This is a genomic window from Stenotrophomonas sp. STEN225, from assembly GCF_056756445.1.
Genome location: NZ_JBRRBV010000004.1, coordinates 84,962 through 106,334, shown reverse-complemented (window position 1 = coordinate 106,334; position 21,373 = coordinate 84,962). Strand labels below are relative to the sequence as shown.

Below are 21,373 nucleotides of genomic sequence, written 5' to 3'. Positions count from 1 at the left end.
CGGGCAAGCTCGACGCTAGGCGGCCGTTGCCGCCACCTTTTCCAGGCCGCGCGCGCGGCGGATCAGCCGCGTCACGGCATTGCGCAGGTCGTCCAGCACCGCGTAGATCGTCGGCAGGAACAGCAGGCTGACCACGGTCGAGAACGCCAGTCCACCGGCGATGGCACGGGCCATCGGCGCGTACTCCGGGCCGTCGCCGAACATCTGCGTGTTGGTCAGCGAAATCGGCACCATCGCCAGGATCGCCGTTCCCATGGTCATCATGATCGGGCGCAGGCGCTCGCGTGAGCCCTCCACCAGGGCCTGGGTACGCCCCATGCCGCTGCGCCGGAGGTTGTTGATGTGCTCGATCATCACGATGCCGTTGTTCACCACCACGCCCATCAGCACCAGGATGCCGATGAAGGACATGATTCCGAACGAGGTGCCGGTGATCCAGAACAGCCAGAACACGCCGAAGATCGAGAACAGCACGCCGCTCATGATCGCCGCCGGGAACAGCAGCGATTCGAACACCGCCGCCATCACCACGTAGATCATCACCAACGCGATGAGCAGGTTGAACACCATCTGCTGCATCGCCTCGTCATCGTTGCCATAGTCGCCGCCATCGAAGGTGTAGCCATAGCCGGCCGGGAAGCTCATCGGCTTGAGTACGGCCTCGATCGCCTTGCGTCCGTCCGGTGCGGTGATCTTCTCGGCCAGGTTGGCCTTGATCGTCAGCGTGGTCTGCCGGTTGGTTCGGCCGATCTGGGTGGCGGACGAACCGACATCGACGCTGACCAGACTCAGCAGTGGCACGCTGCGGCCGTCGCCGGTACGCACGCTGAAGCCGGCCAGGTCTTCCGGGCTGCTCTGCTCGGCTCCGGCGAAGCGCACCCAGACCGGCACCTCGTTGTCGCCGCGACGGAACTCGCGCATCGGTGCACCGCGCAATGCCAGGCCGACAAAGCTGGCCACCTGCTCGGCATTGAAGCCGAAGGCGGCGGCACGCTCGCGATCGACGCGCACCTTGAGTTCACCGCCCTTCTCGCCATTGTCGATGCGCACGTCGCGCAGCTCCGCACGCTGGGCCAGCAGGGGCAGCACTTCCTGGCCGATTTCCTGCAGCATGCTGCTGGAATCGCCGATCAACTGCACCTGCACGCCCTGGTTGCCGCCACCACCATCACCGCCCTGGTTGCCGACGAAGTAGTCGGTACGCGCGGACTTCGGCAGGCCCTTGCGCAGCTCCTCCTGCAGTGACTTGATGTCCTTGGCGTACTTCTCGTCCAGGGTGACGACCGTCGAGCTGCCTTCCTGCTCGCTGTACCAGGAGTACACCTGCTTGACGTGCAGGCGCTCACGGTTCTCGTCGATCCAGTTCTCCACCCGAGCCACTTCCTCGGACATCTGCCGGTAGGTGTAGGCACCCTTCCACATGTAGCCGATGAAGATGTCCTTGCCACCTTCACCACCGAACATGTCCACCTTGGTCAGTTTCATCGGCACCAGGCTGACGGCCACCACCAGCACGATGCCCAGCAGGCTCCAGCCACGATGGTGCAGCGACCAGTCCAGCACCTGCGCGTAGCGCCGCTGCAGGCGCGCGATCAGGCCGGTCTGCGAGTGCACGAGCTTGGGCGTGGCCATGCGCGCGGACAGCATCGGAATCAGGCTGACCGCCACCAGCCAAGACGCCAGCAGCGATACCGAAATGGTGATCGCGATCTGTGCCATGAAGATGCTGATGTTGTTGGTCTCGCCGAACAGGTTCGGCACGAACACGATGCAATGGCACAGGGTGCCGGCGCTGAGCGCGATGGCGACGTTGCGGGTGCCGATGATCGAGGCCAGCCGTGGCTGTCCCGGCATGCGCTCGCGCTCCTGGTAGATGCTCTCCACCACCACCACGGCGTTGTCCACCAGCATGCCCACCGCCAGCAGCAGGCCCATCATGGTCAGGATGTTCAGCGTCACCCCGACGAAGTACATGAAGCCCAGGGTGATGGTGAAGCAGATCGGGATGGCCAGCGTCACCATCAGCGTGGACGGCCAGTGGCGCAGGAAGAAGAACAGCACCGTCACCGACAGGATCAGGCCCACCGCACCGGCTTCGGCCAGCTCCAGCAGCGAGGAGGTCACCGCCTTGCCCTGGTTGTCGATGACCTTGATCTGCACATCGCGCATCGAGGCCTGTGCGCGGATCGCTTCGACTTCGGCCAGCGCCGCGCGCGAGACGTCGACCAGATTGGCGCTGCGCTCCTTGAAGATGTCCAGGCCCACTGCCGGGTTGCCATCCAGGCGGCGGCCATAATTCATCCGCGCCGGCTTCAGCCGCACATCGGCGATGTCACCCAGCCGCAGGCCCTTGGCGTTGATCACCAGATCGCGCAGTTCCTGCAGGTCGGTGATCTCGCCGACCGGTTGCACGCGCACACGCTGGCCGTTGTCATCGATCTGCCCGGCCGAGATCGAAAAGTTCAGCGTGCGCAACCGTTCGCTCAGCTCGTTGATGCTCAGCCCGTGCGCGTTGAGCCGGTTGGGATCGATCGCGATCTCGACTTCATTCGGCGGTGCACCGGTGATGTCCACGCGCGCAACGCCAGGAATGCGCTCGATGCGCCGCTTGAACTCGCGGTCGAGCATGTCATAGGCGGTCGTCAGGTCGGTGGTGCTGGCCAGGCGCACCTTCAGCACCGGCTGGTCGCTGCTGGACCACTTGAACACGTTGTAGCGCTGCAGGTCGTCAGGCAGGTCGCTGCGGATCGCATCGATACGTTCGCGCGCGTCCGAAGCGGCGATGGCGATGTCACGGTCCCAGTCGCTGAACTCGATGAAGATCAGCGCCGCTTCGGACGTGGCCGAGGAGCGCATGCGCTTGATCCCGGTCATCGTTGCCAATGACTCTTCCACCGGCCGGATGATGGTCCGCTCCACTTCTTCCGGTGTCGAGCCCGTGTACGGAATCTGCACGAACAGGAACGGCGCGGAGATGTCCGGCAGAGCCTCCAGTGGCAGCCGGAATGAAGCGATCAGGCCGATCACCACCAGCGATACGAAGCACATGATGGTGGTGACCGGACGGCGGATGGAGAACTCGGCGACACTCATGCCGGCTCCTCGCCGCCGACGCGGCCACCTTCTGCGATCCGCAGTCCGTCGCCGGCGTGCTTGCGGCCGCGTTCGCGGTAGTAGGCGTCGCCGCGGCGATCCATCAGGTCGTAGACCACCGGGATCACCAGCAGGGTCAGCAGGGTGGAGACCAGCAGGCCGCCGATCACGGTGATCGCCATCGGCGCACGTACTTCAGCGCCCTCGCCCATCGCCACCGCCAGTGGCAGGAAGCCGAACAGCGTGCACAGGGTGGTCATGATGATCGGACGCAGGCGCGAGCGCGCGCCTTCCACCAGCGCCTCGTGCTTGGCCACGCCGGCCTCGCGCAGCTGATTGACCTTGTCGATCAGGATGATCGCGTTCTTGGTGACCAGTCCCACCAGCAGGATCAGGCCGATGAACACCACCACCGAGATCGGCTTGCCGGTCAGCATCAGCGCCAGGATCGCGCCGACCAGCGCCAGCGGGATGGTGAACAGGATCACGAACGGATGCAGCAGCGATTCGAACTGCGACGCCATCACCAGATAGACCAGGAAGATCGCCAGTCCGAAGGCGAAGATCAGCGACGTTGCCGCCTGCGCCAGCTCCTCGCCCTGGCCACCGATATGCAGGCCGACGCCCGCACCAAGCGGCTGTTCGGCGACCATCTGCTGCACTTCGCGCATGGCCGCGCCCAGATCGATGTCACGCAGGTTGGCCGAGACCACCGCGACGCGGGTCTGATCGGCACGGTGGATCTCGCTCGGACCGGTGGTGGCCACCACGTCGGCCACGGCGTCCAGGGTGACCGGACGGGTACTGCCCGGGTTGACGATCAAGCGGCGGATGCTCTCCACGCTGGCCCGGTCGCCTTCCTGTGCCCGTACCAGCACGTCGATCTTGCGGTCGCGGAAGCTGTAGCGGGTGGCCACATCGCCGCGCACCTTCTTCACCACGACGTCGGCGATCTGGCGGGTGGTCAGGCCCAGTGCACCGGCGCGCTCCTGGTCGAAGCGGATCTGGATCTCCGGGAAGCCCTCCTCCACCGTCGACTTCACGTCGGCGTAGTGCGCATTGCCGCGCAGCAGGGCAGCCAGCCGCTGGCCGGCCTGCTCCAGCGTGGCCATGTCCTGACCACGCAGTTCGATTTCCAGCGGCGTCGAGAAGCTGAACAGTGCCGGCCGCGCGAAGTCGACCTGCGCGCCGGGGTGCCCGGCCATGGTGCCACGCAGGCGCTCGGTGATGGCCGCTTCGGTGCGCGCATCCCCACCGCCTTCCATCACCACGGTCAGCTTGCCGATGTTCTCGCCGCTCTCGGTCGGGCTTGCGTCCAGCCGGGTACCGCTGCCACTGACGCCGTACAGCGAGGCCACGCCCTCGCCCTTGCCGTGCGCCAGCTGCAGTTCGCGGACCAGTGCATCGGTCTGCTTCAACGGCGTGCCGGCCGGCAGCTTGACGGTCATCTCGAAGCGGTCCTGCGCCAGCTGCGGGATGAGGTCGGCGCCCAGCATCGGCACCAGCGCCATGGTGGCTGCAAACGCCAGCGCGGCCAGGCCCAGCACCTTGCCGGGGTGCGCCAGCGCGCTCGGCAACAGCCGCAGGTAGCCACGTTCGGCCCCCGCATAGGGCTTCATCGCGATATCGCTGGCCTTGCGCATGACCGGACCGATCACGGCGGCAACGCCGCGGCAGGCACGCACCACCAGCCAGGCCAGCGCATAGAAGGTCCAGCGCACCGCAGCGACGAAGCCACGACGGCCGGCTGCAACGGGCTTCTGCCAGCGACGCTCCGGCTGCCACGCCTCGCTGGCGGGCTCTTCGGGGAACGCCAGCGGCGGCCGCCCCTTCAGCGAACTGAGCATCGGAATCAGTGTCATCGATACCAGCAGCGAAATGGCGATGGCAATCGCCACGGTCAGCGCCTGGTCGCGGAACAGCTGGCCGGCGATACCGTCGACGAACACCAGTGGCAGGAACACCGCGATGGTGGTCAGGGTGGAGGCGACCACTGCCATGCTCACTTCGCGGGTGCCTTCGATCGCGGCCTGCAGGATGCCCAGCCCGCGCTCGCGCGCCTTGGCGATGCTCTCCAGCACCACGATCGAATCGTCCACCACCAGGCCCGTCGCCAGCGCCAGGCCGCCCAGCGACATGACGTTCAGGCTGAGACCCAGCTGGCCCATGAAGAAGAACGTGGCGATGATCGACACCGGCAGCGACAGGCTGATGACGAACGTGCTCCAGCCATCGCGGAGGAACAGGAAGATGATCAGGATCGCCAGCAGGCCACCGATCACCGCATCCTTCTTGACGTCGCTGATCGCATGCTCGATGAAGCGCGACTGGTCCTCGATGGTGGTCAGTTCGGCATCGCCGGGGAACGTGCCCTTGATCTGCTCCAGGCGTTTGCGCAGCGCTTCGGCGGTGGCGACGGTGTTGGCGTCGCCTTCCTTGTAGATCGCCAGCTCGACCGATTCCTTGCCGCCGAGGCGGATGATCGCTTCACGCTCCTTGTAGCCCTGGCGCACGGTGGCCACGTCCTTCAATCGGACGGGAATGCCATTGGCAACCACGCTGGAGCCACCGCCGGACGATGCGCTCTGTGCGGCCGAGGCTGCGGCGATGGCCGCAGCGGAACCGGTGGAGGCGGCAATGTTGAACATCTGCTGCAGCGCGGAGTCCGCCGCACTGCCATTGGACGCCTGGGTGGTGACCAGCAGGTTGCGGATCTCCTCCAGGTCGGCGAACTGGTTGACGGTACGCACCAGGAAGCGCTGCGAGCCCTCTTCCAGCCGACCGCCGGAGATGTTGATGTTCTCGTCCTTCAGGCGCTTGATGACGGTATCGATCGGCAGATTCAGCTGCGCGAGCTTCTGCTGGTCGATGTCGACCTGGATCTCGTCCTCCAGGCCGCCGCCGACCTTGACCGCCGCCACGCCGGTGACCGGTTCCAGCTTCTTCTTCAGATCCTCGTCGGCGTAGCGGCGCAGGATGGTCAGCTCGCGGATGGCGTCGGCATCGCTGGACGGGGCCGCCTTGCTGGACAGCACCAGGCGCATGATCGGCTCGGTGGACGGATTGAAGCGCAGCAGCACCGGGGCTTTCGCCTCCAGCGGCAGGTTCAGCGCTTCCATCTTGTCGCGCACTTCCAGGCTGGCCTGGTCCATGTTGGTGCCCCAGGCGAACTCCAGCACCACATCGCTCTGGCCGGTGCGCGAGACCGACTTCAGCTTGCGCAGGTTCTTGACCACGCCCACGGCTTCTTCCACCGGCTGGGTGATCAGGGTTTCGATCTCGGTCGGTGCCGCACCGGTGTATTCGGTGCGTACCGTCAGCGTCGGGTAGCTCAGGTCCGGCAGCAGGTTGACCTTGAGGCTGCCCAGCGCTATCAGGCCGAACAGCAGCAGGGTGACCGTGCACATGGCAATGGTGACGCGGCGGCGGGTAGCGAACTCCACCAGGCCGCCGCGCATGCCGGCGGCGGCGCTTTCGCCGTGGGGCGAAGCACCGTGGTCGTGGTCAGGATGGCTCATTGCCGGCTCCCGGCCTTGTCTGCCGGCTTGGCCGAGGCCGTCGCCGTCTTCGCCTTCGGATCAGCGATCACCTGCACGGCGGTGCCGTCGCGCAGCGCGACCTTGCCTGCGGTGACCACCTGGTCTCCAGCCGCCAGGCCATCACGGATCTCCACCCATGGCCCCTCGGCGTAACCCAGCTTGACCGGAACGCGTGCGACCTTGCCGTCGCGCACCCGGAACACCGCCGGCTCACCATCGTCGAGCAGCGCCAGGCGCGGCACGACCAGGGCGTCGGCACGCTGGTCGTAATCGATGCGGATCCGGCCGAACATGCCCGGCTGCAGGGAATGGGCAGTGCCGTCGAAGGCACTGACAACACGGAACGTGCCGCTGCCCGAATCCACCACCGGTGCGATGCGATCAACGATGCCGGTGAAGCTCTGGCCCGGCAGTGCATCCGCCGACAGGGTCACCGGCTGGCCGGCACGCAGCGTTGCCAGCTCGCGTTCGGGAACGTTGAGGGTGGCTTCCAGGCGCGAGTTGTCGACGATGCGGAAGATCGGCGTGTTGATCTGCACGAAGTTGCCGGTCTTGATCGAGCGCGAGGCGATCACGCCGGAGATCGGTGCGACCACCGTGGTGTACGACAGCTCCAGCGTGGCCAGGCGATACTGCGCGCGCACGTTTTCCAGATCGAAGCGCAGCTGGTCGACGTCGGCGGCACTGACCATCTGCTGGCCGACCAGCTTCTGTGCGCGCTGGTAGTTGTTCTCGAGCTTGCGCATCTGTGCCTCGCTCTGCGCAACCGCCAGGCGTGCGCGGTCCGGATCGAGCCGTACCAGCGGCTGCCCCGCGCTGACCCGCTGGCCTTCCTCGACCAGCACCGCCAGCGCCACGCCCGAGGTCTTGGCAACCACCTGCGACTCGGCGCGCGGCTCCAGCGCGGCGGTGCCGGTGTAGCTGGCCGCCACCGCGCGGCGGCTGGCCACCGCGACCTCGACCGGCACGGACTCGACTTTTTTCTCATCCTTGGTTTCGGCGGCCTTGGCCTCGCTGTTGGGGCCCGCGGCGCAACCGCCCAGCATCAGCGTGGTGGAGATCAGCAGGGCGGCGGCGCAGAGTCCGCTGCGGCGGCCATGCAGGAAGATTGGGTGCGACATCGTCAGGTCCCTGGAGGATGCGTGGGCAGGTGTGGTAGCAAAGTAATGCACCACTTCACGGCAACACCATATCCCAAAGGTCATGGTGTCTTCACGCCGCTGGTCGGCCCACCCCCATTTCAGCTAGATGAAACCTGAGGCTATACTCGGGTCGTTCCGTACCCCACGCCGGAACGACCAGACCCGAATCCCCGGAAACGACATCATGCGCCCGCAGCCGCTCGCCGCTTGTCTCGCTCTGGCCGTCCTCCTGCCCCTCGGGGCCGCCGCACAGCCCGCTCCAGCTACCACAACCGCAGCACCCGCCCCGGCCCCGGCACCCGCCGCTGCTGCCGCCGCCGCGCCCGCTGGCAATTACGACAATGGCCGGGTGCTGGCCTACACCTGCCAGGGGTGTCATGGCATCACCGGTTACAAGAACGCCTACCCGAGTTACCGGGTACCGAAGATCGGTGGCCAGACCCAGCAGTACCTGACCCAGGCCCTGACCGAGTACCGCCAGGGCAAGCGCCGGCATCCGACGATGCAGGCCCAGTCGATGAGTTTCAGCGAACAGGAGATCGCCGATCTCTCTGTTTACCTGTCCACCGTCAAGTAAGGCCCGCCCATGTCGAAAGCCGCGCATCCACTGCGTCATGCCATCGCCCTGTCCGTCGCCCTGCTGCTGGCGGCCTGCTCGCAGTCACAGGTGGAGAACAGCGAGAAATCCGCCGCCGATCCGGGCCATGCCAGCGGCGAGCACGGCTCTTCATCGTCGGCAGGCCTGCCCACCGGCCGTGAGGCTGCCGGTGAAGCCCGGGCCAAGGTGAAGGGCAAGGCCACCAACCAGAGCTGCATCGATTGCCATGGTGCCGACGGCAACGCCCCGATCGATCCGACCTACCCGAAACTGGGTGGGCAGTACGGTGATTACCTCGCGCATGCGCTGCAGGCCTACCGTTCCGGCGACCGCCAGCACGCGTTGATGACGCCGCAGGCGACGGACCTGAGCGATCAGGACATCGCCGACCTGGCGGCGTACTTCGGCAGCCGGCCAAGCCAGCTGCGGGATCTGCACGGGGTCAAATAGGATCAGGGCGCCGTGGCGCCCTTGCATCCCTGGCGCCGGGCCATGCCCGGCGGAACGCCAGAAGCCCGCGCTGTGCGCCCGCGGGGCATGGCCCCGCGCTACCCTTGCACCGCCAGCGTCGGTCAACGATCAGCCTTCCAGCTCTTCCCAGCGCGCGTACGCGGCGTCCAGTTCGGCCTGCACCTTGGCCAGCTGCTGCGTGTGTGCCGTCACCTCGGCGCTGCTGCGGGTGTAGAACGAGGGATCATTCATCGCTGAGGTGAGGCCTTCGACGTCACCTTCCAGCTTCTCGATCGTCTTCGGCAGCTGCTCCAGTTCGCGCGCTTCCTTGTAGCTGAGCTTGCGCTTGGCCGCGGCAGGTTCCGCGGCAGCCACAGGCGCAGCCGCTGCCGCCGGCCTGGCAGCGGCGGGCACTGCTGCCGCTGCGGTACTGGCCGCGTAGCGCTGCCAGTCGGTATAGCCTCCAACGTACTCGCCGATCACGCCGTCGCCCTCCATCACCAGCGTGGACGTCACCACGTTGTCGATGAAATCACGATCGTGGCTGACCAGCAGCAGCGTGCCGGTGTACTCGCCAAGCAGCTCTTCCAGCAGCTCAAGCGTTTCCACGTCCAGGTCGTTGGTGGGTTCGTCCATCACCAGCAGGTTGGACGGCTGCGCGAACAGCTTGGCCAGCAGCAGGCGGTTGCGCTCCCCACCGGACAGCCGGGTGATCGGCGCGCGCGCGCGCTCGGGCGTGAACATGAAGTCCTGCAGATAGGCATGCACGTGCTTCCGCTTGCCGTTGAACTCGAGGAAATCACGGCCTTCGGCCACGTTCTCGATGGCGCTCCAGTCTTCGCGCAACACGGCACGATACTGGTCGAAATAGGCCACCTGCAGGTTGGTGCCGGCGTTGACCTCGCCCTTCTGCGGCTGCAGTTCACCCAGCAGCAGCTTCAACAGGGTGGTCTTGCCGCTGCCGTTGGGGCCGATCAGGCCGATCCGGTCGCCGCGCAGGATGGTGGTGGTGAAGTCGCGGACCATGGTGCGGTCGCCGAACGCGAACGAAATGTCCTTGACGTCGATGACCTTCTTGCCGGAGCTCACGCCCTGTGCCGCTTCCATCCGGACATTGCCGCTCAGCTCGCGTCGCTGCGACCGTTCGGTGCGCATCGCTTTCAGCCGGCGCACGCGACCTTCATCGCGGGTGCGGCGCGCCTTGATGCCCTGCCGGATCCACACTTCTTCCTGTGCCAGCAGCTTGTCGAAGCGCGCGTTCTCCTGCGCCTGCGCGTTGAGGCGCTCTTCGCGGCGGCGTTCGTAGTTGGCCCAGTCGCCGGGCCAGCTGGTGACCTGGCCGCGATCGATCTCGACGATGCGGGTGGCCAGCGCACGCAGGAAGCGGCGGTCATGGGTGACGAACACCACGCTGCCGCTCCAGCCCTTCAGGAATGCTTCCAGCCAGTCGATGGCTTCGATGTCCAGGTGGTTGGTCGGCTCGTCCAGCAGCAGCAGGTCCGGGCTGGAGACCAGCGCGCGGCCCAACAGGACGCGGCGCTTCATGCCACCGGACAGGCGCGCGAACTCCGCATCGCCATCCAGGTCGAGCTTGGTCAGTGTCTCGGCCACGCGCTGGTCCAGACCCCAGCCATTGGCCGCGTCGATCTTGGCCTGCACCCGGCCGAGCGCATCGCCGTCGAACTCGTCGGCATGGCTGAGGTGGTGGAACTCGGCCAGCCACTGGCCCAGCTCACCCAGGCCATCGGCCACCACGTCGAACACCGAGCCGGCCGCGCCGTGCGGCACTTCCTGTTCCAGGCGGGTCACACGGACGCCCTGCTGGACGCGTACTTCGCCATCATCGGGCTTGTGGTCGCCGGACAGCAGCTTGAGCAGGGTGGATTTGCCGGCGCCGTTGCGGCCGATCAGGGCGATGCGTTCACCCGGCTCGATCGACAGTTCGGCTTTTTCCAGCAACAACGGGCCGCCGACGCTGAAGTCGACGTTCTGCAGAGTAATCAGAGGCATCCGGATATTGTACGGGTTGGGGGCGCCGGCCGGGCTGCTCCCGGAGATCGATCAGCCCACCTCCCCCAGCAACGCCTGCAGACCCGGCAACCATTGCTTGCCAGGGTGGCGCACCAGCCACAGCGTGCGCTGCAGCGCGGGTAGTGGTGTATCCAGCACACGCAGGCGACCCAGTGCCAGCGGCTCCTCCAATGCGTGACGTGAAAGGCAGGCCACGCCGAGGCCGGCGATCGCGGCTTGCTTGATCGCCTCGGTATTGCCCAGCTGCAGGGTCTGCGCGAAGCCGCGCAGATGCGGCAGAAGCGCCTGCTCCACGGCCTCGCGGGTGCCGGACCCGGGTTCGCGCAGCAGCCAGCGCGCCGCGCGCAGATCCTCCAGCGACCAGCGCGCCGCCGCGTCGGCGGCGGCAACGATCACCAGCGGATCCTGCTGCCACGCGGTCACCTGCAAACCCCGCTCGTGGCATGGCCCCTCGATCAGGCCGGCATCCACATCCAGCCGCTGGACGGCGGCGACCACGCCGGCGCTGTTGTCGATGCGCAGATCGACTTCCGCCTGCGGCGCCTGCCGCAACAGGTCGGCGATGCGCGCCGGCAGCAGGTAGTTGCCGATGGTGGTGCTGGCCGCCAGCACCAGCCGCAACGGTGCCCCCTGCGCGGGGTCCCCGCCGGCAGCGAGCTGGCGCTCGAGATCAACGGCATTGACCAGCAGCGCGCGGGCCGGTTCCAGCAGCGCGCGGCCATGGCCGTTCAGCACCAGGCGGCGACCGACACGGTCGAACAGGGGCGTGCCGAAGTGCGCCTCCAGCTCCTGCAGGGCGGCACTGCTGGCCGACTGCGAGAGCGCGATGGCCTGGCCGGCCGCGGAGGTACTTCCGTGGTCGGCAATGGCGACGAAGACCTGGAGCTGGCGCAGAGTCAGGCGCATGGCATTTACCTATAAAGCAGGTAGATTCTACTTATATTATTCGTTTTACAGGTCATTGGCGCAGGCGCACGCTTTTCATCGTTCCCCACACCGGTCCCGCGATGAGCACCTCCGCCCCCTCCACCTGGTCCCTGCCCGTTCTGCGGCAGCGCTGGCAGCCGCGCCTGCCCGGGCTGCTGCTGGCGGGCCTGCTCGCTGCGGCATCGCTTCATCTGGCGGACCTGCCATGGCTGCAGGCGCATGGCCTGAGCGCGCTGACCGTGGCGATCGTCGCCGGTATCGCGGTCGGCAATACCCTCTACCCGCGGCTGGCGCCGCGCAGCGCGGCAGGCATCGGCTTCGCCAAGCACTGGCTGCTGCGTGCCGGCATTGTGCTGTATGGCCTGCGCCTGACGTTCCAGGACATCGGCCATGTCGGCATCGCCGGCGTGCTGATGGACGTGCTGGTGGTCGCCAGCACATTTGGCCTGGCCTGTTGGCTGGGCACGCGCGTGTTCAGGATGGAGCGTGAGGCGGCGATGCTGATCGGCGCCGGCAGTGCCATCTGTGGCGCGGCGGCAGTGATGGCGGCCGAGCCGGTGGTGCGTGGTCGTGCGGCACAGGTAACGGTGGCGGTATCGACCGTGGTGGTGTTCGGTACGCTTGCCATGTTCCTGTATCCGGCGCTGTATGCGTTGCTGCAGTCGCACGGCTGGCTGGCGATGGACGCGCAGCAGTACGGCCTGTTCACCGGGGCGACCGTGCACGAAGTGGCGCAGGTGGTGGCTGCCGGCCGTGCCGTGGGTGAGGCGGCTGCCGATACCGCCGTCATCACCAAGATGGTCCGGGTGATGCTGCTTGCGCCCTTCCTGGTCGTGCTGTCGCTCTGGCTGGCACGCGGCAGCAGGGCAACGTCCGAGGGCAGCAAGGCCCGCATCGTTGTGCCGTGGTTCGCGTTCGGTTTCGTCGCCGTGGCCGGCATGAACTCGCTGCAGCTGCTGCCCGCCGGACTTCACGCAGCGCTGGTGCAGCTGGACACGGTGCTGCTGGCGATGGCGATGGCGGCGCTGGGCGTGACCACCCATGTCTCCGCGCTGCGCCAGGCGGGCCTGAAGCCGCTGCTGCTGGCGCTGCTCCTGTTCGCCTGGCTGCTGTTCGGTGGCCTGGCGATCCACCAGGGCGTGCTGGCGATGCTGCACTGAGCGCAGGTCTGCCGATACGGCCGCTGCCCCGGGAGACGGTGACGGCCGCGCGCGCAGGTACAATGCGCCATGACTGATTTCTCGACCCTGCCGCTGAGCCCGGCCCTGCAGCCCGGCCTGGATGCCCTCGGCTACACCACCCTGACCCCTGTGCAGGCCCAGAGCCTGCCCGCCATCCTCGATGGCCGCGACGTGATCGCGCAGGCTCCGACCGGCAGCGGCAAGACCGCTGCGTTTGGCCTGGGGCTGCTGCAGGCGATCGATCCGAGCCTGATCCGCGTGCAGGCGCTGGTGCTGTGCCCGACCCGCGAACTGGCCGACCAGGTCGGCAAGCAGATCCGCAAGCTGGCCACCGGCATCCCCAACCTGAAGTTGCTGCTGCTGGTCGGCGGCGTGCCGCTGGGACCGCAGCTGGCTTCGCTGGAAGGCCACGACCCGCACGTGGTGGTCGGCACCCCTGGCCGCGTGCAGGAGCTGGCACGCAAGCGCGCGCTGAATCTTGGCGCGGTGCGCACGCTGGTGCTGGACGAAGCCGATCGCATGCTCGACATGGGCTTTGAAGAGCCCATCCGCGAAATCGCCGGACGCACCCACAAGGACCGGCAGAGCCTGCTGTTCTCGGCCACCTTCCCCGACAGCATCCGTGCCATTGCACGTGATCTGCTGCGCGATGCCGTTGAAGTCACCGTGGAAGGCGCTGACCAGGCGCCGGCCATCCGCCACCTGTTCTGCGAGGTCGAGCCGGCCCATCGGCAGAAGGCGCTGGCCGGCCTGCTGCTCAAGTACACGCCCGAATCGGCGGTGGTGTTCTGCAATACCCGCAAGGACGTGGATGAGGTCGCCCATTCGCTGCAGCAGTTCGGCTTCTCGGCGCTGGCCCTGCACGGTGACATGGAGCAGCGTGACCGTGAGGAAGTGCTGCTGCTCCTGGCCAACCGCAGCTGCAACGTGCTGGTCGCCAGCGACGTCGCCGCGCGCGGTCTGGACGTGGAAGAGCTGGCGGCGGTGATCAACTACGAGCTGCCGACCGATGTCGAAAGCTACCAGCACCGCGTTGGACGTACCGGCCGTGCCGGCGCCAGCGGCCTGGCCATCAGCCTGGTGGCGGGCCGCGAAAAGACCCGCGCCGAAGCAATCGAAGCACAGATGGGGCACGCGCTGGACTGGCAGAAAACGCCGCTGGCGACGTCACGCCCCGCCGAGTTGCCGCAGGCAGCGATGCGCACCCTGCGCATCGACGGTGGCAAGACAGACAAGCTGCGCCCGGGCGACATCCTCGGCGCCTTGACCGGCGACGCCGGCCTGTCGGGCAAGTTCATCGGCAAGATCGCGATCTTCCCGACCCGCTCCTACGTGGCGATCGCGCGCGAGCAGGCCAGCAAGGCCGTGGCGAAACTGGAGGCCGGCAAGATCAAGGGCCGCCGCTTCCGCGTACGGATGATGTAAGGCCCAGCGACAGGTAGCGCCGGGCCATGCCCGGCGACCGTCTCAGAACGGGTAGCGCCGGGCCATGCCCGGCGGCAGTCTCAGAACACCAGCTCGGTGTGCAGCGGCAGGTCCGCCTGCCAACGGGCGCGGCCACCCAGGCCATCCAGCTCGACCAGGACGCCAGCACCGACCACGTCCACGCCCAACCGGCGCACCAGCGACAATGCGGCCACCAGCGTGCCGCCGGTGGCCAGCACGTCATCGATGATCGCCACGCGCGCGCCGGCCGCCAGCGCATCGGCATGCACTTCGATGCAGTCGCTGCGGTACTCCAGTGTGTATTCCTCGCGCAGCACCTGGCCGGGCAGCTTGCCCGGCTTGCGCACCGGCACGAAGCCGACGCCCAGTTCCAGTGCCATCGCGGCGCCCAGGATGAAACCGCGCGATTCGATACCCACCACCGCGTCCAGTTTCTGGTCGCGCCAGCGGTCGGCCATCGCGCGGATGGCATCACGGAAGTCCTCGCCGTGCGCGAGCAGCGGCATGATGTCCTTGAACAGGATGCCGGGCTTGGGGAAGTCGGCGATGTCGCGCAGGCGCGAGGCCCACGCGGGGACGGCCACGGTGGCGTCGGTCATTGCAGCTACCAGCTTGTATGGCGGCATAGGGTAACCGGTTCGTCCGTACGCTGCCCGTTCCCGGCATCTTCGCGCCGCTGCGTTCCATCAATGGCGACGCAGCCTCACGCCAAAATCGCACACGCGTGCGATAATCGCCGTGATCGGTCATTCACCCGCCTTGCGTCATAAGCAGATCGACGCCTGCACGCCGTCACGGCCCGCAGCCGCTCTGGATGCCGTCGGCCCCCGCCACGCCTGGCGCGCGCGGGGCTTCCCCGCCTTCGCGCGGGTTCCTGCAATGAGGTTCATGCAACGTGGACGAGACGACGAAGGTTCCGGCCGTGTGCCGTGTGCTGGTGATCCTGCTCGGCATCCTGGTGACGCTGTTCGGCTTGGCTCTGCTGGTCGGCGGCGTACGCCTGGTGCAGCTGGGGGGCAGCTGGTACTTCCTGATGATGGGTGTAGCGTCTGCCGTGGCCGGCGTGCTGCTGGTGATGCGCAGGCCGAACGGTGCGCTGCTGTACGGCCTGGCGTTCGTGGCTACGCTGCTGTGGGCGCTGGTGGATGCCGGCTGGAATTTCTGGCCGCTGGTTTCGCGCCTGGTGATGCCCGCCGTGCTCGCCCTGCTGGTCGCCTTGGCCTGGCCGGTGCTGCGCCGCAGCCGCGGCCAGGTGGCCGGTCGCGGCGCCTATGGCGTGGCTGCAGTGCTGCTGGTGGGTCTGCTGGGTACTGCATTCGCAGCGTTCCAGCCGCGTCCCGTGCAGGCGGCGCAGGGCACCACACCCCCCGTAGTGCCCGTGGCCAAGGGCGCTGAGCAGCGCGACTGGATGCACTGGGGCAATACCACCGCCGGTACCCGCTTTGCCGCACTGGACCAGATCACCCCGGCCAATGTGAAAGAGCTGCAGGTGGCCTGGACCGCGCGCACCGGCGATGTACCGGAAAGCAACGGCTTCGGCGCCGAAGACCAGAACACCCCGCTGCAGATCGGCGACACCCTGTACCTGTGCACCCCGCACAACCAGGTGATCGCCGTTGATGCCGATTCGGGCAAGCAGCGCTGGGCCTTCGATCCCAAGGCCACCGCACCGAACTGGCAGCGTTGCCGGGGCCTAGGCTATTTCGATGCGACTACCGCACCGGCCGCCGCGACGACGGCTACACCGGCACCGGCACCAGTGCCGGCCACTGACGTGGCGAGCACCGGCCCGGCGCTGTGCGGGAAGCGCATCCTGATGACCTCCATCGACGCCCGCCTGTTCGCGCTGGATGCGAACACCGGTGCCCTTTGCCCGGACTTTGGCAGCAACGGGGTGGTCAACCTGAAGGTCGGCATGGGCGAGATCAAGCCCGGTTTCTACACCCTCACCGCCGCGCCGCTGGTGGCGGGCGAGCTGATCGTGGTCGGCGGTCGGGTGGCCGACAACATCGAAGTGGGTGAACCGTCCGGCGTGGTGCGTGCGTACAACGTGCGCACCGGTGCGCTGGTCTGGATCTGGGATCTTTCAAAGGAGACCCCGGACGTGCCGCTGGATCCGTCGATCCACTACACCCGTGCGACGCCGAATGTGTGGACGTCGATGGCCTACGACCCGCAACTGGGCCTGGTCTACCTGCCCACCGGCAACACCACGCCGGATCAGTGGGCCGGCGAACGCACGCCGCAGGACGACAAGTACAGCTCTGCCGTGGTCGCGCTCGACGTCGCCACCGGCAAGGAACGCTGGGTGTACCAGACCGTACACCACGATCTGTGGGACTACGATCTGCCCGCGCAGCCGACCCTGATCGATGTACCCGACGGCAAGGGCGGCACATTGCCGGCGCTGCTGCAGGTCACCAAGGCCGGGCAGATCTTCATGCTCAACCGGCAGACCGGCGTGCCGATCAGCGAAGTGCGCGACATTCCGGCGCCGCAGGGCAACGCCGAGGGCGAGCGCTACGCCGCCACCCAGCCGCTGTCGGTGGGCCTGCCGCAGATCGGCGCGGAAACGCTGACCGAGTCGGACATGTGGGGAGCCACCCCGATCGACCAGATGCTGTGCCGCATCCAGTTCAAGCAGTTCCGCTACGACGGCATGTACACGCCGCCTGGCGAAGACCTGGCGCTGCAATGGCCGGGTTCGCTGGGCGGCATGAACTGGGGCAGCGCCTCGGTCGACCCGACCACCGGCTATCTGTTCGTCAATGACATGCGCCTGGGCCTGTGGACCAAGCTGATTCCGCGCGCGCAGATGAGCAGCGGCGACGGCGGCGTGGAAATGGGCGCGGCCTCGCAGACCGGCACGCCCTATGGTTCGCTGCGCGACCGCTTCCTGTCCAAGCTTGGCATTCCCTGCCAGAAGCCCCCGTTCGGCACGATGTCGGCGATCAACCTGGCGACCCGCAAACTGGTCTGGCAGGTACCGGTGGGCACGGTGAAGGACACCGGTCCGATGGGCATCAAGATGGGCCTGTCGATCCCGATCGGCATGCCGACCCTGGGCGGTTCGCTGGCCACCCAGTCAGGCCTGCTGTTCTTCGCGGGCACGCAGGATTACTACCTGCGTGCCTACGACAGCCGTACCGGCGATGAGCTGTGGAAAGCACGCATGCCGGTGGGTAGCCAGGGCACGCCGATGACCTATGTCTCGCCAAAGACCGGCCGTCAGTACGTGGTGATCTCCGCCGGTGGCGCCCGCCAGTCGCCGGACCGCGGCGATTACGTGATTGCCTACGCGCTGCCCGAGCGCAGGTGAACCCTGCCCCGTAGCGTCGCCTGCCGGGCGGCGCTACCCGGGTACCGGTTGCTGGTGCGAGCGCTTACCATGCAAGGTCGAACCCGATGAAAGCTGCTGCCATGCCTGCCGCCGATCCTCCCAGCCGTCGCCCCAAGCGCGCACCTGCTCCGCCGCAGGACCGTGGCCTGGCCCATGAGCTGATGCAGCAGATCCAGGACAACCAGGGCGACCCGGACTTCATGACATCGCTCGGTCGCGGTCTGGCCGTGCTGAGCGTGTTCTCGCAGCACCCGCGCGAAGTGACCATGTCACAGATCAGCACCGATACCGGCATCTCGCGTGCCGCGGTGCGGCGCGTGCTGTATACGCTGGAAAAGCTGGGCTATGTCGGCGAACAGGGCCGTGGCTACGTGCTGCTGCCGCGCGTGCTGGGCATGGGCGGTGCCTATGTGGCGTCGTCGTCGATGACCGCCGCAGCGCAGCCGGTGCTCGATGCCCTGCGCGACGACGTGCATGAATCCTGCTCGCTGGGCGTGCTGGACGGCGACGACATCCTGTACGTGGCACGTGCGGAAACCGTACGCATCATGTCGATTGGACTGCGCGCGGGCAGCCGTCTGCCTGCCTACTGCACATCGATGGGCCGCGTGTTGCTCGCGGCGTTGCCGCGCGACACGCTGGAAGGCTATCTGGAACGCAATCCGCTGCGGCCGCGCACCGAGCGCACCATCACCCGTATGGATGATTTCCTGGACACGCTGGAGAAGGTGCGCCGCGAAGGTGTGTCCCTGGTCGACCAGGAACTGGAGATCGGCCTGCGCTCGATCGCAGTGCCTGTGCGTTCGCGCAGCGGTGACGTGGTTGGTGCGTTGAACATCGGCACCCAGGCGGGCCGTATCGGTCTGGGCGTGATGCAGACCCAGCTGCTGCCGCGCCTGCGCGAAGCGGCGCAGCGATTGGGCACGTTGTTGAATTGAGGCACGCCGACGGGCATGGCCCGGCGTCATCGTGGGCCGCTGCGCTCGCCGGGCATCGCCCGGCGCTACCACAACGCGGCCAGGTAGCGCCGGGCCACGCCCGGCGGAACCGGCATCAGCCCTCGGCGGCCTGCTCTTCCAGAATCGGCTTAGCCAGCGCGAAGGCGTGGTTGGCCGCAGGCACGCCACAGTAGATCGCAGCCTGCAGCAGCACTTCCTTGATCTGCTCCGGCGTGACGCCGTTGTTGCGGGCGGCACGGATGTGCAGCTTGAACTCCTCGTCGTGGCCCAGCGCCACCATCATCACGATGGTCAGCAGCGAGCGCGTATGCCGCGGCAGCCCCTCACGCGTCCACACCGTGCCCCACGCTGTGCGGGTGATGAAGTCCTGGAATTCGGTGGTGAAATCGGTGCGCGCCTGCAGCGAGCGTTCAACGTGTGCCTCGCCCAGCACCTGGCGGCGCACCGCAAGGCCGGCTTCGTAGCGTTCCTGTTCGTCCATCGTGGTCTACCTGTTATGCGGGGGTCAGTGCTGCGCGGAAAGATGCGCAGCCAGTGCGGAAGTGAATGCCTGCGGCGACTCCAGGTTGCAGATGTGGCGGCCCGGGACAGCGGCGTAGTGGCCATGGGCCACGCCCTCGGCGATTGCCTGCAGATCGGTCGGCACGCACACCGGATCATCATCACCGGCAATGGCCAGCAGCGGCACGCCGATGCGGCCCAGCACATCGCGGAAGTCGGCCGTTGCCACCGCGTTGCAGCAGCCGACGTAACCGTCGACGCGGGTCGCCAGGAATACCTGCAGGATCTCCTCCACCTGGCTGGCATGGGTCTGTGCGAAGGCAGCGGTGAACCAGCGTTCGCGGGTGCCATCCACGAGGGGCAACAAGCCATCGTGCTGGACCTGGGCCATACGCGCCTGCCAGCTCTCCAGCGTGCCGATCTTCGCCGCGGTGGCGGCCACGGTGAGCGTGCGCAGCCGGTTGCCAGCGTGCACGCCCAGCCACTGCCCGGTCAGACCACCGATCGAAAGACCGCAGAAATGGCTGCGCTCGACGCCCACGTGATCCCACAGGGCCAGCACATCGGCGCCCAGTTCGGCCACGGTGTACAACCCGGGCGGAGCGCTGGACTGGCCGTGGCCCCGACGGTCATAACGCAGGATTCGATACTGCGAGGCCAGCGCATCCACCTGCGGCTGCCACATGCCCAGGTCGGTACCGAGCGAATTGCAGAACGTCAGCCATGGCGCGTCGGCACGGCCCTCGGTCTGGTAATGCAGGCGGTGCTGCGGAAGGTCGAGGAAGGGCATGCGTGCTCCAGCGGTGAACGTGGGATCAGCCGCGCGCGAGCACGCGGTCGATCCAGGTATCGGCCATGCCGCGCCAGCTGTCGGCAGCGAACAGGGCATCCAGTTGTGCAGCGGAAAGCTGCGCGGTGACCTCCGGCGTCTGCGCCAGCACGTCACGCAGATGCTGCGATTGCGCCAGCGCCTGCTTCGCGGCCTGCTCCACCAGGGCGTGCGCGGCCGACTTGCCGATACGCTCGCCCAGGGTGACCGCCACGGCCTCGGCGTAGAGCAGGCCGCCATGGCTGTCCAGATGCTGGCGCATGCGTGCGCGGTCCAGTTGCAGGCCCTGCACCACCATCTCCACCTGGGCCAGGCTGCCCGCACACAGGCGGACGATCTCCGGCACGGTCTCCCACTCGGCATGCCACTGCCCGGCCGCGCGCTCGTGCGGCTGCGGCATGGCGCTGAACAACGTGGACAGCAGGCCCGGCACGCGCGTGGCGGCGGCGATGGCCGCCACGCAGCCCACCGGATTGCGCTTGTGCGGCATCGCCGAGGAGCCCCCCTTGCCCTCCCCGGCCGGCTCGAAGGCCTCCGCCACCTCGGACTGCATCAGCAGCACGATATCGCTGGCGATCTTGCCGAGGCTGCCGGTCAGCAGCGCGAACACGCTGCCCAGTTCGGCGATACGATCACGTGCGGTGTGCCAGGGCAGCGCCGGCAGCGGCAACTGCAACTCGGCAGCCAGGGCTTCGGCCACGTCTAACCCGCGCGTCTGCAGCGAGGCCAGCGTGCCCGCGGCGCCACCGAACTGCAGCACCAGAGTGTCTTCGGCCAGCGCGTCCAGGCGCCGCTGGCTGCGCTGCAGGGCATCAAGCCAACCGGCGGCCTTCAACCCGAAGGTTACCGGCACGGCCTGCTGCAGCAGCGTGCGTCCCGGCAGACCGGTGCCGCGCTCGGCCTCGGCCAGCCGCGCCAACGCCGTACACAGCACCTGCAGTCGCGCCTGCACGTGACCGACCGCCGTGCGCAGCTGCAATACGGCGCCGGTGTCGATGATGTCCTGGCTGGTGGCACCCCAGTGCACCCAGCGCGCGGCTTCGGCATCATTCGCCTTGACCTGCGCAGTGAGCGCCTTGACCAATGGAATGGCCGGGTTGCCAGCCAGCGCGGTGGCGGCCGACAGCGCCGGCAGCGCATACAGGTCGGCGCGGCAGGCCGCTTCGATCGGGGCCAGTGCAGAGGCGGGAATCACCCCGCACCGCACCTGCGCGCGTGCCAGCGCGCGCTCGACGTCCAGCATCGCCTGCAGGCGCGCTTGATCACTGAACACGGCGTCGACGGCAGAATCGCCGAACAGACCGCCCAGCAGCGTTGGGGAGAGGCTCATCGGTGCA

Annotated in this window: 15 protein-coding genes; 6 read left to right on the top strand and 9 right to left on the bottom strand. The window is 67.5% G+C overall.

Annotated features, from left to right (window positions below; translation table 11 throughout):
• Positions 1-15: 15 nt before the first annotated feature.
• Genes ACVOJ1_RS05760 through ACVOJ1_RS05750 form a run of 3 tightly spaced genes read right to left on the bottom strand, consistent with a single transcriptional unit; the run spans position 16 to position 7,753 of the window.
• Positions 16-3,093: an efflux RND transporter permease subunit gene (locus ACVOJ1_RS05760; RefSeq protein WP_065181330.1), complete on the bottom strand. Its 3,078-nt coding sequence runs from the start codon at positions 3,091-3,093 to the stop codon at positions 16-18.
• Complete coding sequence (locus ACVOJ1_RS05755; protein WP_239519825.1) at positions 3,090-6,551, bottom strand: efflux RND transporter permease subunit; 3,462 nt, start codon at positions 6,549-6,551, stop codon at positions 3,090-3,092. Before ACVOJ1_RS05755 ends, ACVOJ1_RS05760 begins: the two co-directional genes overlap by 4 nt.
• A 56-nt stretch (positions 6,552-6,607) precedes the next feature.
• Complete coding sequence (locus tag ACVOJ1_RS05750; protein WP_053517749.1) at positions 6,608-7,753, bottom strand: efflux RND transporter periplasmic adaptor subunit; 1,146 nt, start codon at positions 7,751-7,753, stop codon at positions 6,608-6,610.
• Between the two features lie 205 nt (positions 7,754-7,958).
• On the opposite strand from ACVOJ1_RS05750, the gene ACVOJ1_RS05745 reads away from it, so the two are divergent.
• Both ACVOJ1_RS05745 and ACVOJ1_RS05740 read left to right on the top strand, forming a co-directional pair.
• Positions 7,959-8,351: a c-type cytochrome gene (locus ACVOJ1_RS05745; RefSeq protein ID WP_053517750.1), complete on the top strand. Its 393-nt coding sequence runs from the start codon at positions 7,959-7,961 to the stop codon at positions 8,349-8,351.
• Between the two features lie 9 nt (positions 8,352-8,360).
• A complete protein-coding gene (locus ACVOJ1_RS05740) occupies positions 8,361-8,822 on the top strand; it encodes a c-type cytochrome (protein ID WP_053517751.1) in 462 nt (153 codons plus the stop codon).
• 129 nt (positions 8,823-8,951) lie between these two features.
• Here the strand turns inward: ACVOJ1_RS05740 and ACVOJ1_RS05735 are convergent, their stop codons facing one another.
• On the bottom strand, positions 8,952-10,832 hold the full coding sequence (locus ACVOJ1_RS05735) for an ATP-binding cassette domain-containing protein (protein ID WP_065175043.1): 1,881 nt from the start codon (positions 10,830-10,832) through the stop codon (positions 8,952-8,954).
• 51 nt (positions 10,833-10,883) lie between these two features.
• Entirely contained in the window at positions 10,884-11,759 is an 876-nt protein-coding gene (locus tag ACVOJ1_RS05730; protein ID WP_065181327.1) for a LysR family transcriptional regulator, read from the bottom strand.
• A gap of 101 nt (positions 11,760-11,860) precedes the next feature.
• On the opposite strand from ACVOJ1_RS05730, the gene ACVOJ1_RS05725 reads away from it, so the two are divergent.
• Both ACVOJ1_RS05725 and dbpA read left to right on the top strand, forming a co-directional pair.
• Positions 11,861-12,940, top strand: a complete 1,080-nt coding sequence (locus tag ACVOJ1_RS05725) for a YeiH family putative sulfate export transporter (RefSeq protein ID WP_197601164.1) — start codon at positions 11,861-11,863, stop codon at positions 12,938-12,940.
• 69 nt (positions 12,941-13,009) lie between these two features.
• Positions 13,010-14,386: an ATP-dependent RNA helicase DbpA gene (dbpA, locus tag ACVOJ1_RS05720; RefSeq protein ID WP_053517757.1), complete on the top strand. Its 1,377-nt coding sequence runs from the start codon at positions 13,010-13,012 to the stop codon at positions 14,384-14,386.
• Between the two features lie 80 nt (positions 14,387-14,466).
• On the opposite strand, the gene ACVOJ1_RS05715 is transcribed toward dbpA, so the two are convergent.
• The gene (locus tag ACVOJ1_RS05715; protein ID WP_053517758.1) at positions 14,467-15,006 is read right to left on the bottom strand and encodes an adenine phosphoribosyltransferase; all 540 of its coding nucleotides are present in this window, start codon (positions 15,004-15,006) and stop codon (positions 14,467-14,469) included.
• A 296-nt stretch (positions 15,007-15,302) separates the two neighbouring features.
• On the opposite strand from ACVOJ1_RS05715, the gene ACVOJ1_RS05710 reads away from it, so the two are divergent.
• Both ACVOJ1_RS05710 and ACVOJ1_RS05705 read left to right on the top strand, forming a co-directional pair.
• Complete coding sequence (locus ACVOJ1_RS05710) at positions 15,303-17,726, top strand: membrane-bound PQQ-dependent dehydrogenase, glucose/quinate/shikimate family (RefSeq protein WP_346480120.1); 2,424 nt, start codon at positions 15,303-15,305, stop codon at positions 17,724-17,726.
• Positions 17,727-17,827: 101 nt separating this feature from the next.
• On the top strand, positions 17,828-18,685 hold the full coding sequence (locus ACVOJ1_RS05705; protein ID WP_193396349.1) for an IclR family transcriptional regulator domain-containing protein: 858 nt from the start codon (positions 17,828-17,830) through the stop codon (positions 18,683-18,685).
• 115 nt (positions 18,686-18,800) lie between these two features.
• On the opposite strand, the gene pcaC is transcribed toward ACVOJ1_RS05705, so the two are convergent.
• The 3 genes from pcaC to ACVOJ1_RS05690 are packed head-to-tail and all read right to left on the bottom strand — an operon-like array spanning position 18,801 to position 21,366.
• Positions 18,801-19,187: a 4-carboxymuconolactone decarboxylase gene (gene pcaC, locus ACVOJ1_RS05700; RefSeq protein ID WP_065181323.1), complete on the bottom strand. Its 387-nt coding sequence runs from the start codon at positions 19,185-19,187 to the stop codon at positions 18,801-18,803.
• A gap of 24 nt (positions 19,188-19,211) precedes the next feature.
• Positions 19,212-19,997 (bottom strand): 3-oxoadipate enol-lactonase, encoded by a 786-nt coding sequence (gene pcaD / locus ACVOJ1_RS05695; RefSeq protein WP_164152931.1) that lies wholly within the window; start codon positions 19,995-19,997, stop codon positions 19,212-19,214.
• 25 nt (positions 19,998-20,022) lie between these two features.
• Positions 20,023-21,366, bottom strand: a complete 1,344-nt coding sequence (locus ACVOJ1_RS05690) for a 3-carboxy-cis,cis-muconate cycloisomerase (RefSeq protein WP_346480119.1) — start codon at positions 21,364-21,366, stop codon at positions 20,023-20,025.
• Positions 21,367-21,373 lie beyond the last annotated feature (7 nt).